The organism is Aristophania sp. ESL1100, assembly GCF_058511235.1.
In genome coordinates, this window is the sequence record NZ_CP196394.1 from 1,761,578 (window position 1) to 1,776,614 (window position 15,037).

12 protein-coding genes are annotated in these 15,037 nt (G+C 52.2%); 7 read left to right on the forward strand and 5 right to left on the reverse strand.

Annotated elements, in window-relative coordinates; all coding sequences use genetic code 11:
- The first annotated feature begins 90 nt into the window (after positions 1 to 90).
- Genes ACSYSY_RS08125 through trpA form a run of 3 tightly spaced genes read left to right on the forward strand, consistent with a single transcriptional unit; the run spans position 91 to position 4,900 of the window.
- Entirely contained in the window at positions 91 to 2,799 is a 2,709-nt protein-coding gene (locus ACSYSY_RS08125; protein WP_491707065.1) for a 2-oxoglutarate dehydrogenase E1 component, read from the forward strand.
- A 51-nt stretch (positions 2,800 to 2,850) separates the two neighbouring features.
- The gene (trpB, locus tag ACSYSY_RS08130) at positions 2,851 to 4,074 is read left to right on the forward strand and encodes a tryptophan synthase subunit beta (RefSeq protein WP_491707066.1); all 1,224 of its coding nucleotides are present in this window, start codon (positions 2,851 to 2,853) and stop codon (positions 4,072 to 4,074) included.
- A gap of 13 nt (positions 4,075 to 4,087) precedes the next feature.
- Positions 4,088 to 4,900, forward strand: coding sequence for a tryptophan synthase subunit alpha (gene trpA, locus ACSYSY_RS08135; protein ID WP_491707067.1), 813 nt, complete (start codon positions 4,088 to 4,090; stop codon positions 4,898 to 4,900).
- Positions 4,901 to 4,951: 51 nt separating this feature from the next.
- Here the strand turns inward: trpA and ACSYSY_RS08140 are convergent, their stop codons facing one another.
- A complete protein-coding gene (locus ACSYSY_RS08140; protein ID WP_491707068.1) occupies positions 4,952 to 5,539 on the reverse strand; it encodes an HdeD family acid-resistance protein in 588 nt (195 codons plus the stop codon).
- 190 nt (positions 5,540 to 5,729) lie between these two features.
- Between ACSYSY_RS08140 and accD the strand changes: the two genes are divergently transcribed.
- From accD to ACSYSY_RS08155, 3 genes are read left to right on the forward strand one after another with little or no spacing between them, the layout of a single operon-like run.
- On the forward strand, positions 5,730 to 6,632 hold the full coding sequence (gene accD, locus ACSYSY_RS08145; protein WP_491707069.1) for an acetyl-CoA carboxylase, carboxyltransferase subunit beta: 903 nt from the start codon (positions 5,730 to 5,732) through the stop codon (positions 6,630 to 6,632).
- A gap of 25 nt (positions 6,633 to 6,657) precedes the next feature.
- The gene (locus ACSYSY_RS08150) at positions 6,658 to 7,983 is read left to right on the forward strand and encodes a bifunctional folylpolyglutamate synthase/dihydrofolate synthase (RefSeq protein WP_491707070.1); all 1,326 of its coding nucleotides are present in this window, start codon (positions 6,658 to 6,660) and stop codon (positions 7,981 to 7,983) included.
- Between the two features lie 36 nt (positions 7,984 to 8,019).
- Positions 8,020 to 9,510, forward strand: coding sequence for a replicative DNA helicase (locus ACSYSY_RS08155; RefSeq protein WP_491707071.1), 1,491 nt, complete (start codon positions 8,020 to 8,022; stop codon positions 9,508 to 9,510).
- On the opposite strand, the gene ACSYSY_RS08160 is transcribed toward ACSYSY_RS08155, so the two are convergent.
- The 3 genes from ACSYSY_RS08160 to rph form a co-directional block, all read right to left on the reverse strand.
- On the reverse strand, positions 9,507 to 11,138 hold the full coding sequence (locus ACSYSY_RS08160; protein ID WP_491707072.1) for an alginate export family protein: 1,632 nt from the start codon (positions 11,136 to 11,138) through the stop codon (positions 9,507 to 9,509). The two genes, ACSYSY_RS08155 and ACSYSY_RS08160, sit on opposite strands and share 4 nt — an antisense overlap.
- An 82-nt stretch (positions 11,139 to 11,220) precedes the next feature.
- Positions 11,221 to 11,859, reverse strand: coding sequence for an RdgB/HAM1 family non-canonical purine NTP pyrophosphatase (gene rdgB, locus ACSYSY_RS08165; RefSeq protein WP_491707073.1), 639 nt, complete (start codon positions 11,857 to 11,859; stop codon positions 11,221 to 11,223).
- 15 nt (positions 11,860 to 11,874) lie between these two features.
- Positions 11,875 to 12,582 carry a ribonuclease PH gene (rph, locus tag ACSYSY_RS08170; RefSeq protein ID WP_491707074.1) on the reverse strand — a complete coding sequence of 236 codons (708 nt, stop codon included), beginning with the start codon at positions 12,580 to 12,582 and terminating at the stop codon, positions 11,875 to 11,877.
- Positions 12,583 to 12,847: 265 nt separating this feature from the next.
- Here rph and ACSYSY_RS08175 point away from each other — a divergent pair, with 265 nt between their 5' ends.
- Positions 12,848 to 13,759 carry a transporter gene (locus tag ACSYSY_RS08175; protein ID WP_491707075.1) on the forward strand — a complete coding sequence of 304 codons (912 nt, stop codon included), beginning with the start codon at positions 12,848 to 12,850 and terminating at the stop codon, positions 13,757 to 13,759.
- Between the two features lie 6 nt (positions 13,760 to 13,765).
- On the opposite strand, the gene ACSYSY_RS08180 is transcribed toward ACSYSY_RS08175, so the two are convergent.
- Complete coding sequence (locus ACSYSY_RS08180) at positions 13,766 to 15,031, reverse strand: glutamate-5-semialdehyde dehydrogenase (protein ID WP_491707076.1); 1,266 nt, start codon at positions 15,029 to 15,031, stop codon at positions 13,766 to 13,768.
- Between the last annotated feature and the right edge of the window lie 6 nt (positions 15,032 to 15,037).

The following is a 15,037-nucleotide window of genomic DNA, read 5'->3' on the forward strand; positions in this document are numbered from 1 at the left end:
GCCGGACTTTAGAAAATTCTTTCAATGGTTTTTATTCTCCCTCAAAATAAGGTAAAGCTGTTTTATCAGGGGAAAATATAGGTCCAAGCAATGAATATAAGCCCGCCAACCAGTCTTCTGGATGACCGTGATGCCGTCAATAGCGAGAACATCGCCTATCTGAACGAACTTCATGTACGCTGGCAGAAAAACCCTGAAACAGTCGATAGAAGCTACGCTGAGCTTTTTGAGATGCTGGGAGAGGGTCCTCTCTCTTTCCCCTCAGACTCGCAGCTGCCCCATCCTGCCGAAGATGCTGGCGAATCACTTAAAAATGCCTATCGCACATTGGGCCATCTCCAGGCACGACTGGACCCACTTGATCTGCGCAAAGCGAGAGGATGTGACGACCCTGCCTTTGCATCTCATAACCCGGCCATAGCGACCCGCTATAAACGTTATTACTGCCAGACAATCGGTGCCGAATTCATGCATCTTCTCTCCACGCAGGAGAGACAATGGTGGATTGAAAGACTTGAAACCGACACCCTTCCCCTTCCGGCTCTCTCCCGGGCAGACATTCTGAAAACGCTTATCAGGGCAGAGGCTTTTGAGGCTTATTGCCAACAACGTTACCCCGGTATGCGACGCTTTGGCCTGGAGGGTGGTGAAAGTCTGATTGTGGCGCTCAAAGCCCTCATCAGCCAGGCAGCCGAAAAGAAAGTCGAGACCATTACATTCGGGATGCCCCATCGTGGGCGCCTCAATGTCATGACCAATATCCTCAACAAACCGCTTGAAGCTATTTTCAGTGAGTTTGCAGGACGTTATTTCCAGCCTGAGAAAATTACAGTCTCAGGGGACGTCAAATACCATCTTGGCACCTCCACGCAGGTCAGCCTTCATGGGCAGACGATGAAACTCACCCTTCTTCCCAACCCGTCTCACCTTGAAGCGATTGATCCTGTTGTGCTGGGGCGCGTTCGTGCCTTGCAGGACAGCCATAAAGACCGTGAGCGCAACCGTCACCTGGGCGTCCTGATTCACGGAGATGCGGCTTTTGCAGGTCAGGGGATGATCTATGAAATCCTTCAGCTTTCACAGCTGCAAGGCTACCAGACCGGTGGGACAATTCATATCGTCGTCAATAATCAGATCGGCTTCACAACCTCTTCTGACAATGCTCATTCCGGCTATTGGAATACAGATGGTGCCAAAACCGTTCAGGCCCCGATCCTCCATGTCAATGGCGATGACATAGAAGCCGTCTTGCGCTGCGTGGCCCTGGCCTATGAGTGGCAGAGGCAGTTCAAGCGCGACATTGTTCTTGATATTCATTGTTACCGCCGTAATGGCCATAATGAAACAGATGAAGCGGCTTTTACCCAACCTCTTATGGTTGAAGCCATTCAGGCCCACCCATCGGTTGAGCAGCTATATGAAAAATTTCTTCTGCAAAGAGGCCTCATAGATCCGGGTACGGTTACAGACGCGAAACAGGAATACCAGACAGCGCTTCAGGGTGCTTTTGAGCGTTCTGCACATTACCAGTTTGATTCCACCCACTGGTTTGGCGATGGTCCACTGGACCCGACACGTCTTCTGGACGAACCGGAGCGACTGCAACCCATGACAGGCGTTCCCTTCAAACGCCTTGAAGAAGTGGGAGCGGCCTTAAGTCATGTACCTGCGGATTTTTCCATCCATCCACGCCTGAAAAAACAGCTGGAACACCGCACACTTTCTGTCGCAAAAGGTGGACCGATCGACTGGGCAACCGCCGAGGCTCTGGCTTTTGGCACTTTGGCACTGGACGGTCATAGAGTGCGCCTCTCCGGGCAGGATTGCGGGCGCGGCACCTTTACGCAGCGCCATGCTGTTCTGACCGACCAGGAAACAGGGCAGAATTTCACGCCCCTCGCCCATCTGAACCACCGTCAGGGCTCCTTGGAAGTCTGGAACTCTCCTCTCTCTGAATATGGGGTGCTGGGTTACGAATATGGCTATAGCATTGGCAACCCTGAAGCCCTGACTCTATGGGAAGCCCAGTTTGGAGACTTCTCCAACGGGGCCCAGATCATCATCGACCAGTTCCTGGCCTCCGGGGAGACAAAATGGCTCTATAGCTCTGGCCTGACGCTCCTTCTGCCTCATGGTCATGAGGGGGCAGGGCCTGAACATTCTTCCGCGCGCCCTGAGCGGTTTCTGCAACTTTGTGCTGAAAATAACTTCCGCATCTGCTGGCCCTCCACCCCTGCCAATTACTTTCATGCCTTACGGCGCCAGATCGTACGCCGGTGCCGGAAGCCTCTGGTCATTTTCAGCCCCAAATCGCTCCTGCGTAACCCCCTGACAATTTCCGCACTTCAGGAAATGGGTCCCCAGACACGCTTCCAGCCTGTTCTTTCTGACCCGGAAGTGCCCGAAAATGCCAGCCGCGTTATTCTATGCAGTGGCAAGGTTTATTACGACCTGTTCCAGGCGCGCGGTGAGAGACGAGATACAGCCCTTATCCGGCTGGAGCAGCTTTATCCCTTCCCGCACCACGCCGTCGTGGAAGCCCTGCGGAAACACCCTGAGGCCCGGGACGTGATCTGGTGTCAGGAAGAGCCACAGAATGCCGGTGCCTGGTTCTTTCTTGACCGGCGGCTGGAACGCGCTCTGCGGGATGCCGCTCATCCTGTCAAACAGGCACGCTACATAGGCCGCAAGGCTGCTGCATCTCCTGCTACGGGACTGGCCAGCACGCATCAGGCCGAACAGAAGAGCTTATTGGAGAAAGCTTTATCCTCTCCCAACGCAAAAGGCCCTGATGCCTGATTTTATATCTGCTTTTTCCTCATTCTCAGGCTCACTATTGAAAGCTCTTTTATGACGGACACGCATCTTAAACAAAATTCATTACGTTCCGGACCTGACCAAGCGGGCCACTTTGGTCCCTTTGGCGGGCGGTTTGTTGCTGAAACGCTCATGCCGCTTATTCTGGAACTTGAAAAAGCCTATAACCTCGCAAAAAAAGACCCGCAGTTTCATGCCGAGCTGAAACATTATCTCCGGGATTATGTCGGCCGTCCCAGCCCTTTATGGCATGCACAACATCTCAGTGAAACAATTGGAGGGGCCCAGCTTTACCTCAAGCGGGAAGACCTCAATCACACAGGGTCTCACAAACTCAATAACGTCATGGGGCAGATTCTACTCGCCCGCCGTATGGGAAAAACCCGTATTGTGGCCGAAACAGGTGCTGGACAGCATGGTGTCGCCACAGCGACCGTCTGTGCCCTGTTTGGCCTTAAATGCGTGATTTATATGGGCGCCACTGATGTGGAACGCCAGAAACCAAACGTCTTTCGTATGCATCTGCTCGGAGCAGAGGTAAAAGCTGTGACAGCGGGAGCCGGCACACTCAAGGACGCCATGAACGAAGCCATGCGTGACTGGGTTGCTCATGTTGAGGACACCTATTTCCTCGTTGGCACTGTTGCAGGCCCTCACCCCTACCCCACTATGGTAAGGGATTTTCAATCTGTCATCGGTATTGAAGCCAGAGAGCAGATCCAGCAACAGACAGGGCGCCTGCCGGATGGAATCGTTGCTGCGATTGGTGGCGGCTCCAATGCGATGGGGATATTCCACCCCTTCCTTGATGATCAATCTGTGGCTCTTTATGGCGTGGAAGCGGCTGGTCTGGGCCTTGATAGCGGCAAAACAGCGGCTTCCATCTCACGCGGGAAACCCGGTGTTCTGCACGGCAACCGCACCTATCTGCTACAGGACCAGTACGGGCAGATTGAAGAAGCACATTCCATCAGTGCGGGCCTGGATTATCCCGGCATCGGGCCGGAACATTCCTGGCTCAATGATATTGGCCGTGTTTCCTATGTTGGCATTACAGATCATGAGGCACTGGAAGCCTTCCAGCTTCTGACCCTCAAAGAAGGGATCATCCCGGCCCTGGAGAGCGCCCACGCTGTGGCCTATGCCCGGAAAATCGCCCCCACTATGGGCAAGGACAAGATCCTGATCGTCAATATTTCTGGCCGCGGAGACAAGGACGTCCCCACAGTTGCGGCACATCTTGGTGTTACACTGTAAAGGATCGCCCATCATGAGCCGTATTTCAGATTGTTTTGCCGCCCTTAAAGCAGAAGGGCGTGGCGCTCTCATTCCTTATATTGAAGCCTTTGACCCTGATTATGAAACCTCTCAGAAACTTCTTGCTTCCGTCGCCGCAGAAGGGGCTGACCTGATTGAAATTGGCGTTCCTTTTTCCGACCCTGCGGCTGATGGACCGACCATCCAGCTCGCAGCACGACGTGCCTTGAAAGCCGGGGCCAATCTGCCCCGAATTCTGGAAATGGTCGCTCATTTCCGCAAGAGCAACGATAAAACACCGATTATCCTGATGGGGTATCTCAATCCTATTGAGCAATTCGGGACGGAGCGTTTTTTACAGGAAGCGGCCAAGTCAGGTGTGGATGGCCTGATTATTGTCGATCTTCCTTATGAAGAAGCAAAAGAAATCCGTGCTTCCGCCAGGGCTAAAGGACTGGATCTCATTTCCCTCACAGCGCCCAATACACCTCAGGCGCGTCTGGAAATGATTTTAAAAGAGGCAACCGGTTTCGTTTATTTCGTCAGTATCACCGGGATCACAGGCACGCGCAGTGCCAGTGAAGAGCAGCTTAAAAAAGAGATCCACCGACTCCGCCTTGCAACGGACCTCCCTATTGTTACAGGATTTGGCATCAGCACGCCCGAACAGGCAAAGACGGCCTCACGCATCAGCGACGGTGCTGTTGTCGCCTCTGCCCTCATCAAGGAAATGGCTACGACCCTATGTGAAGGCCAGGCCACTGAGGAAACCATTCCAACCTTTATCCGCTCTCTGAAAAAACTGGCGCAAGCCGTCCGGTCCTGAGAGACAGAAAAGCCACGTTCCTTACACTTCCGAACGTGGCTTTCTCAAACTTTACAGACTTTCCTTCTGGAAACGTCTCAACCCCAATCCGAACATCAGGGACGAAAGTCCTGCCATGAACAATTCGACAGCGATCAAGGTTCCCAGGAAAAAGAGCCCTGACCATGGCAGGTACCAATAAAGCAGGCAGCCGACAACCAGTGTCACACCGCCACTCAGAGCAGCCACCCACCAATCGGGAGATTGCTGGCGTACACCAACAGCCCAGAAAATACGGCTGAAACCACCCAGAACAAGAAAACCCGCCAGAATGGCTGTCAAAAGCTGGGACCCGGCTACAGGCTCGGCACAGAGAATGAGACCGGCAAGGAGAACAAAAATCCCCATAAGGAGATTCACCCAGCGCCCTCGCACATTCGTTTTGAAATGCATAATGCCCTGGAAGAGCTGAATAATACCCCCCGCCATCAGCAAAATACCCAGCACGACAGTACTGGCCAGTGTCACACTGAGAGCGTCCACACACGCTATAATTCCCAGAATAATGAGGACGATGCCGACACCGATAAACCAGCCCGGTCTCAACCCGACACGGCTTTGACCGCCCGGCATATTTTCAAAACGATTCGGTTCAATCATATTTTCCTCCCCATTTATTCGATGGTAAGCTTTCTTCTTCCGGCCTTTCCCCGACTATCCCATCATCAAGGCTAGCCTTATATGGGGCTCTTGGGGTAATCAGTAGAAAGAGTATGCCACACCCCTTGTCACTTGATCATTAACGATGAACAAAACAAGGGTCCAATCCGCGGAGAGTAAACAGAAAACCATGAGCTGGCTGACCGAATATGTGCGCCCCAAACTGAGAAGCCTGCTTCAAAAGGACATTCCAGATAATCTCTGGACGAATTGCGAGTCCTGCTCACAGATGCTCTTAATTCGTGATCTGGAACGCAATATGAAGGTCTGTCCCCATTGCGGCCATCACATGCGGGCTTCAGCCCATGAGCGTCTGAAATGGACTTTTGATGGCGGGAACTATACCACGATCGAACTCCCGCAGATGCCTGTTGACCCTCTCAACTTCCGCGATTCCAAGAAATATACGGATCGTCTCAAAACAGCCCGCACCAAAACCGGGCTGGATGAAGCCTTACTCGTTGCGCACGGAACCATCGGTGGCAAACCGGCTGTCGTCGCCGTCATGGCGTTTGAATTTCTTGCCGGCACCATGGGCGCTGCCCTGGGTGAAGCCTTCCTGGCAGCCTGCCACCTGGCTATTCTGCAAAAAGCGCCTCTGATTATTTATACTGCCTCAGGGGGCGCCCGTATGCAGGAAGGCATTATCAGCCTGATGCAGATGCCCCGCACCACCATTGGCGTGCAGATGCTGCGTGAAGCGCACCTTCCCTATATCGTGGTCTTTACCAACCCGACCACCGGGGGTGTTTCAGCCTCTTTTGCTATGCTGGGTGATATTCAGATTGCTGAGCCAAATGCCCTGATCGCCTTTGCTGGCCCCCGTGTGATCAAGGATACCGTGCGTGAAGAACTTCCCGAAGGGTTCCAGCGCTCAGAATATCTCTGTGAGCATGGCATGGTGGATATCGTTGCCAAACGTTCCGAACTGCCTGCCTTATTGCAGCGACTGGTTTCCTTTCTGGGTCCTGTAACCTCTGAATCATCAGAACAGGCCCCAAAAAAGGAAGAAAAAACAAAAACTTCAGCTTAACTGCCTCAATCGCAGGGGAACGATCATGTCTCAGCAGACTTTGCCGCCGCTTGGCGAATATCGTGGCAAGGCAGGCTCTATTCTGGCCCGATTGCAGGAATTGCATCCCAAGCTGATTGATCTGTCACTGGGCCGTCTTGAAACTCTTCTGGCAAAGCTCGGCCATCCTGAAAAGAAGCTGCCTCCCGTGATCCACGTTGCCGGAACGAACGGGAAAGGCAGCACATGCGCCAATTTAAGGGCCATTGCCGAGGCCGCAGGCTTGCGTGTCCATGTCATGACAAGCCCCCATCTTTTAAGCGTTACGGAAAGGTTCCGTCTCGCAGGCACGCTTGTTTCAGAAGACACATTGATCGCTACACTCGAAGAGATTGAGCGCGTCAATGAGCAGGCTCCCATCACAGTCTTTGAGGTTTTGACAGCTGCGGGATTTATGCTGTTTTCCCGTGTCCCTGCCGATCTTGCCATTATTGAGGTCGGGCTGGGGGGGCGCTTTGATGCGACCAATGTAATCCCGGCTCCCAGGGCATGCGCTATAACCTCAATCAGTCTGGATCATCAGGCCTTTCTGGGGCAGGACATTCTTACCATTGCGGCAGAAAAAGCAGGGATTATCAAAGAGAACGTTCCGGTTATCGTTGCTCCTCAGGAAAAAGAGGTTACCGGCCTCATCCGCGCAATAGCACGCGACCATAACGCTCCGTGCCTTGTCCTCAATGAGGACATTACGATTCAGAAGACTGGTAGCGCGCTGGAATTTCGCGATAAACTGGGTGCACTTTCTCTCCCTCTCCCGGCTCTCGAAGGCCCGCATCAGGCAGAAAATGCAGCCCTGGCTATTGCGGCTTTGCGTGTTTCAGGTCTGAGAGTGCCAGACACCGCCTATAAAGGCATCGCACAGGCACGCTGGCCGGCACGCCTGCAACCTTTGACAGGGACGCTTGCCGGACTTCTGCCACAAGGCTGGTCACTCACGCTTGATGGAGGGCATAATCCCGGTGCTGGAGAGGCACTTGCAGCCGTTCTGAAAAATTGGGAAAAACCGATTCACCTTATTGTCGGCCTGAAAGACAGTAAGGATGCGAGTGGCTTTCTGCGCCCCCTTATCGCCTATGCCGAGACCATTACAGCTGTGGCAGAACCTGAGCAGCACCTGGCTATGAGCATTGAGACCATTCAGCAATCCGCCCGAAAAGCCGGGGGGGAAGCCCGACCAGGCCCGACCATCAAGGATGCTCTGAGCTATCTGCATGATCATTATGGACATGAAAAAAGAGCTCATGTGCTGATTTGTGGTAGTCTCTACCTTGCCGGCTGCGCCTTGGAGCAGGACGGCGCAACTTTACTTTGAACATAAGGCCCTCATTACATTTTTATGAATGATTTCGTGACCTCATTATCTGACACATCACCAGAGGGGATTTCCGCCCTTCTGGAACGCGCTTTGCCCGCCAATCTGGCAGCAGAGCAGGCTTTGCTCGGGGCTATCCTGACCAATAACAGAGCCTATGAGCATGTTTCAGATTTCCTGTATGCCACCCATTTTTCAAACGCGCTGAATGGCCGAATCTATGATGCCATTTCCCGCCGGATTGAACGTGGCCAGCTTGCAGACCCGGTCACAATGCGGGCTGAATTTGAACATAGCGGTATTTTAAAGGATGCTGGTGGCCCCTCCTACCTGGCACAATTAATGAATGCCATGGTGGGAATCGTCAATGCAGGCGATTATGGCCGTGTTATCCATGATTGCTGGATCAGGCGCCAGCTCATCGAGATCGGTGAAAATGTCGTCAATAATGCATATGGTGCACGCCCCGACCTCGACGGAACAGACCAGATTGCCGCCTCGGAAGAGGAGCTTTTCAAGCTTGCGACCGATAAAGGACAGGATGGCGGATTCGTTTCCTTTGAACAGGCTCTGACGGATGCTCTTGTCACAGCAGAGCAGGCTTTCCAACGCACCGGCGATGTTGTCGGCCTGACATCCGGCCTGACTGATTTTGATAAAAGAACCGGTGGCCTTCATCCTTCTGATTTGCTGATTCTCGCTGGTCGTCCTGCCATGGGTAAAACGGCTCTGGCAACCAAGATTGCCTTTTCCGCAGCACAGGCCCTGATGCGCGATGCAGAAGACCAGAACCGCCCCCTTAAAGGCAGCGTTGCCATTTTCTCACTCGAAATGTCCGCTGAGCAGCTCGCCACCCGTATTTTATCTGAACAATCAGAAGTATCAGGTGAGCGCATTCGCCGAGGCGATATCGGGCAGAAAGAATATGACCGCTTTGTCCGTGTCTCACGTGAGCTGCAAAGGCTTCCCCTTCATATTGATGACACGCCTGCCCTCTCCCTTTCAGCGATGAGAACACGCTGCCGGCGCCTCGCCCGCACCAAGGGTTTGAGCCTCGTCGTGGTGGATTATCTACAATTGATGCGCCCTGCCATCGGCACTCGTCCTGAAAGTCGCGTGCTGGAAATTTCCATGATTACGCAGGGCCTCAAAGCCATCGCCAAAGAACTTTCAGTGCCGGTCATTGCCTTGTCCCAGCTTTCCCGCCAGGTTGAATCGCGTGACGATAAGCGCCCCATGCTTTCCGACTTGCGTGAATCAGGCTCTATTGAGCAGGATGCCGATCTGGTTATGTTCGTCTACCGCGATGAATATTACCTGCAACAGCGCCAGCCAAAAGAAACCGCCTTTGAAGGCTCTGAGAAATATCAGGCTGCGCTTGATGACTGGCAACGCAAAATGGCTGCTGTGCATAATAAGGCCGAACTGATCCTGGAAAAACAGCGTCATGGCCCAACAGGCACAATCCAGCTTTATTTCGATGGCCAATATACGCGCTTTTCTGATCTTGATACGCACCGCGACTAAAAACGAAACTGGAATGTTGAAAGCGCGAAACTTTCATCCCGGGCGCCCACACGCTTCATTTTATGGCTGAGGAAAACGTACCCTCCGTTAAGTTCCCAGCTTATATGCTGATCAATCTGCCATAAAAGGCGCCCCTGCGGCACAATCCCGATGCGTTGCCCCGCCGACCTGAGCGCTGGTCCCGAAAAAAGCTTATAGCGCCCCGAAATGCCATAAACAGCATCAGACCGGCGCTCTCTCCATAAAAAGGGCGCTTTCAGCCTGACTGTAAAGCCACAAACCGGTGCCACGCTCACAACGGGACTGATGGACATAACATTGGAGCGCCCAAAGGTCCTTGTGGCATCAAAACTACCCGCCTGCGGAGAAAAAGGCGCCACAAACCCATTCAAGGCCCCATGATTACGGCTCAGTTTTCCCCCTGAATAAAGTTCCGCCTGAATCCCGATAAAAGGATGCCAGGATGACTGGGAATGACGCCATCCCAGAACCGTATGCAGCGCATAGGCACTGACAGTACGGTCTGGTCCTCCTGCCCCGTGGAAACGACCAAATTGATAGACAGCCCCCCAGTCATATTCAAAACCCGGGAGATTTCCGTACCACCGGAAGCCAATATTCTGCCTGGTCTGGGTGCCTTCTGTTGCGCCGATAAGATGCTCTGCCCGGGCCTGCCTCCCTCCGAACCGGAACCCGAGCCAGAACAGATTGAAAAAAGAACGCAATTCCACCTTGCCCCAATGCATGGAGGGAAGAGCATACGCGCCATTCACGCCATAAAGGCGAGTCGTCTCATCAAATCCGCCCCCGAAATTATGCGTATTGTGAAGGGACGTTCCAATAAAATTAAAAAGATCCAGCTTGAAACTGTCCCATAAGGCGTAAGCACGCACACCATTCCAGGAAAGAGGCACATCGGGGGTATCGCGGTTATATAAAAGCCATGCCGGTGCATCGAGAAATTGCTGCCGCCCTACCATTAAGCCAGTTCTGGCACCGGCCAGTTTGGCATTCACTTCGATAAATAACTGCTGCAGACCGATCCTGCGGCGCCACGTATTATCATATCCATAAGGCCGCCAGCCCCCTGCGTCTGCATTGAGAATCTGGCCAAACAGGCGGAGATGCTGCCCAATATGTAAATCTGCCCCCAGTAAATTCATCACCGTAAAACGCCCCGAACGCCGGGTATTCGCCGTTCCAAGTTGTGGGCGGGATTCAAACCAGTTTCTGACGCGCGAAAGCCCGGAAAGGCTGAGCCAGACTGTTTTAGAATCATTTAAGGCAATGAATTTCAGAGGATCAAAAGCATCACGACGGTTGCGGGGATCCTTTAAAAGACTCCAGTCTTCTGCCCAGGGGGCCTCCCCATACACGCCGACTGGGCCAAAACCGGCAAACTCCCCGTCCCCCCAGTTAAAGCGGCCCCATAGTCCCTGGTGCCCATTGGATAATGTGATGTTTTTATCCAATACGCGCCGCGGCTGGCCGGCGACACCTGGCTGAGGAATCGTTTCAACTGCAGGCAGTGCGCCGGGCACTCTTTTGGGAGTTTCAGCACGCCCTGAAGCAACGCCAAAACCCAGCGTCAAAAGTCCACTCCCGATGATAAGAAACTTTTGACGCATAGCCCCATCCTGCAAGCACTCTTAATTCACTTACAGAAATAGGATTATAATTTATATAACTAAATTATATGGTTGATATTTTTTAAGGACTAACGCACTCCTTTATAAATTTCTGAAAGGCTATTCCCCTGTGGCTATAGCGATTCTTCTCATCTTCTCCCATTTCCGCGAAGGTGCGTAGTGGTTTGTCATATTGCTTCCGCTCCTGAGCCGGGATGAACATCGGGTCATAGCCATGGCCATATAGCCCACGCGGGGGCCAGCAGACCTCTCCGTGACACTCACCCCTTACGAGATGTGTTTCACCATCAGGCCAGGCCAGGCAGAGCACAGCGACAAAATAAGCTGACTGATCTTCATTCCTGCTGGCCACCATCTCATCATGAACGCGCTTCATGGCATGCTTCATATCGCGCTCAGGGCCGGCCCAGCGCGCAGAATAAATACCAGGCAACCCGTCTATGGCAGCAACGCAGAATCCGGAATCATCAGCCAAAGCGGGTAAACCAGTTGCTTTTGCCGCCGCAAGGGCCTTCAGAGCGGCATTTCCTTCAAAACTATCTTCTGTCTCTTCAGGCTCTTCGAGGTGAAACTCCTCAACGGAACGCACTTTGATATTATAGGGCTTTAAAAGCTGTATGAATTCATGCAGCTTACCTTTATTATGCGTCGCCAATACCAGCTCTGATCCTGCGGATAAAAGTCTCTTCTGATCTGACATGACGGGTCTCCCCTTTTAGTGTTGAAGTGCCTTATTCTGCTCTGCAATCAGGCTCTTGATACCCTTTTGTGCTAGCTCAAAAAGAGTAAAGAACTCTTCCTTTGCAAAAGGTTTTTCCTCTGCTGTTCCCTGAATCTCAACAATACCGCCCTGGCTTGTCATCACAAAATTCGTATCAGCCTGGGCAGAACTATCTTCTATATAATCAAGGTCCAGAACAGCGCCTGCTTGCGTCAAGCCACAGGAAACCGCAGCAATTTGAGCGGTCAGTGCGGATGATTTCCCAATCTTTTTCAAGGCGATGGCCAAGGCGACCCAGGCCCCTGTGATTGAGGCACAACGGGTTCCCCCATCAGCATTGATCACGTCACAATCCAGTGTAATTGTACATTCACCCAACGCCTTTAAATCAACACAGGCGCGTAAAGAGCGCCCGATCAGGCGCTGGATTTCCTGTGTACGACCAGACTGCTTACCCTTTGCGGCTTCACGGTTGCCACGCGTATGCGTTGCACGCGGCAACATCCCATATTCAGCGGTAATCCAACCTTGTCCCTTGTTTCTGAGAAAAGGAGGGACACGTTGCTCAATAGAGGCTACGCAGAGAACCTCTGTTCCTCCAACACGTATGAGGGCTGACCCTTCAGCATGATGGGCAAAACCTGTTTCAATAGAAACGGGACGGCCCTCATCACAGGCGCGTCCTGAAGGACGGTTCGTCATAAAATATCCTTATATCACTATATCAATCAGCCAGAGGCACGTCTGCTCTGACATTACGCATTTACTATAAAGAAATCCCTCTCTTTCGTCATGCCATGCCTCTTCCGAAAAAAATGGGGGAGAAACATACTCATATATTTTGTAATGAGAATTAAAATATTCGTGAGTTTTACGTATTTTTTAGTAAATAAAAAATGATTTATTATTTTGGTAACAATGATGATAAGGAATTCCTATTAAGACCGTTTTCCAAGGACAAACTACCATGCTGTCTTGTCGTGCCTTATGGCTTTCTGCTGCTATTGTCGCTTTAGCGCCTTTATGCAGACACAGCATTACGACAGCTCAGGCTTCAGACATTACCTTCGCCGTTATTGGCCCACATGAATATGACCTGCCAGTTGACTTCAAGACCCCTTTTAACGTCTTCGTTCAATATGGCGATGGAAATGCCGCGGGGCAGCATTATAACAGCAAGGGAAATCGTCACGGTGGTGGTGGCGCCCATACATGGGCAGGTATGAGCAAATACGTCCATTTCTGGACGTTTGATGCGATCCCTCATGTCGGTTTTGCCTATGAAATTATTCAAAATGAAAGTTACACACTGGCAAACGGCAAAAATTACGGTGGCCTTGGCGGCACAATTACGGGGCCTGCTGTCTGGTTCAAACCCAATAAAAGAAGTACATTCGGTATCCAGACCTTCTTGCAGACACCCACTGGCACAAGGCAGAATCTCGCTCCCAATTACTGGTCAGCCTTAACCAGCTTTATGTTCGATTATGAGTGGGACCATTTTGGTTTCGACGGCGACCTTGGTGCAGTTTCCGCTTCGACAAAACATATCAAGGGTGAACATTCATACCACCCTGGCACCGTCTTTCACTCCAACCTCCGTTTCAGCTGGAAAGCCAGCAAGGAATGGGAGCCTTTCCTGGCGCTCGACTGGCAGAACGGTGCAGGAATGTATGACAATACCATGCGCCGTTACATGAAAAACACCAATACCCGCGAAGTCGCTCTAGGGCTTGGTGTCATGTGGAACATTACGCCCCGCGTCAATCTGACCGTGCGTTACTCCCATTCTGTTGAAGGGCGGAATGTTCCTGAGACAGACGCCTATTATATGAAATTCGTCTATCTCTTTGATGGGGCTGTTCTCTTCGGTCACTAAAAGGATTTAGGGCCTGACCTGTCCTGAGCCCAGAACTTCGTAACGGAATGTTTCAAGCTGGGCCGGACCGACAGGGCCGCGGGCGTGGATACGCCCTGTAGAAATGCCTATTTCCGCCCCGAATCCGAATTCACCGCCATCGCAGAATTGTGTTGAACTATTCCACATCACAACGGCGCTATCGACGTGATTCATAAAATGACGGGCTGATTTTTCGTCCATCGTTAAAATGGCTTCTGTATGACCGGAACTGAAGCGGGCGATATGGGCAAGAGCCTCCTCCATATGCTCAACCACCTTGATATTCAGCACGGCATCCAGCCATTCCGTTGCGAAATCCTCATCACTGGCGGCTGGCAAATCCGGCAGGAGAGCACGCGCTTTCTCATCAGCTCTGAACTGGCACCCCTTTGCCGAAAGATCAGCGATCACCAGGGGCAGAAGATCAGAGGCAATGGTCTGATCAATCAAAAGCGTTTCTGTCGCGCTGCAAATCCCGGTGCGGCGCATTTTTGCGTTAAGAAGAACTTTTCTGGCCATATCCGGGTCAGCTTTTTCATGAATATAGCTGTGACACAGTCCCTGAGCATGAGCCAGCACAGGCACGCGCGCTTCCTGCTGCACACGCTCAACCAGCGCGCGGCCCCCACGGGGAATAATCAGGTCAATGAACCCTGAAGCAGCCAACATATCTGCAACATAACGGCGGTCAGAATCCGGTACCATTAAAACAGCATCCTCCGGCAGAGAGACTGACTTCAATCCTGCATGAATGGCCAGCATAACCGCCTGGGACGTTTCAAAACTTTCTGAGCCTCCCCGCAAAATCATGGCATTGCCGGACTTAATCCCAATCGCTGCGGCATCAGCCCCGACATTGGGCCGGCTTTCATAAATCATGCCAATAACCCCGATCGGGACAGAGATTTTACGGATCTTCAAACCATTAGGCCGTTCCCATTCTTCAAGAACCCGCCCGATGGGATCAGGAAGATCTCCGACCTCCTCCACCCCTTTTGCCATGGCTTCCAGCCGGTCAGGCGTCAGGGTCAACCGGTCTATAAACGCTTTATTATTGGCGTTAGCTTTCTCGAGATCGCGTTTATTAGCCTCTAATATCGCATCCTGAGAGACACGCAAAAAATGAGCGATCGCATAAAGGGCCTGGCGCCGTTGTTCTGAAGATGTACGGGCCAGATGATATCCTGCTTTCCGGGCACGCCCGGCCAGCGCGCGGATAGACCTGTCTTCATGGTTTTGAGTCATATTCATAACATT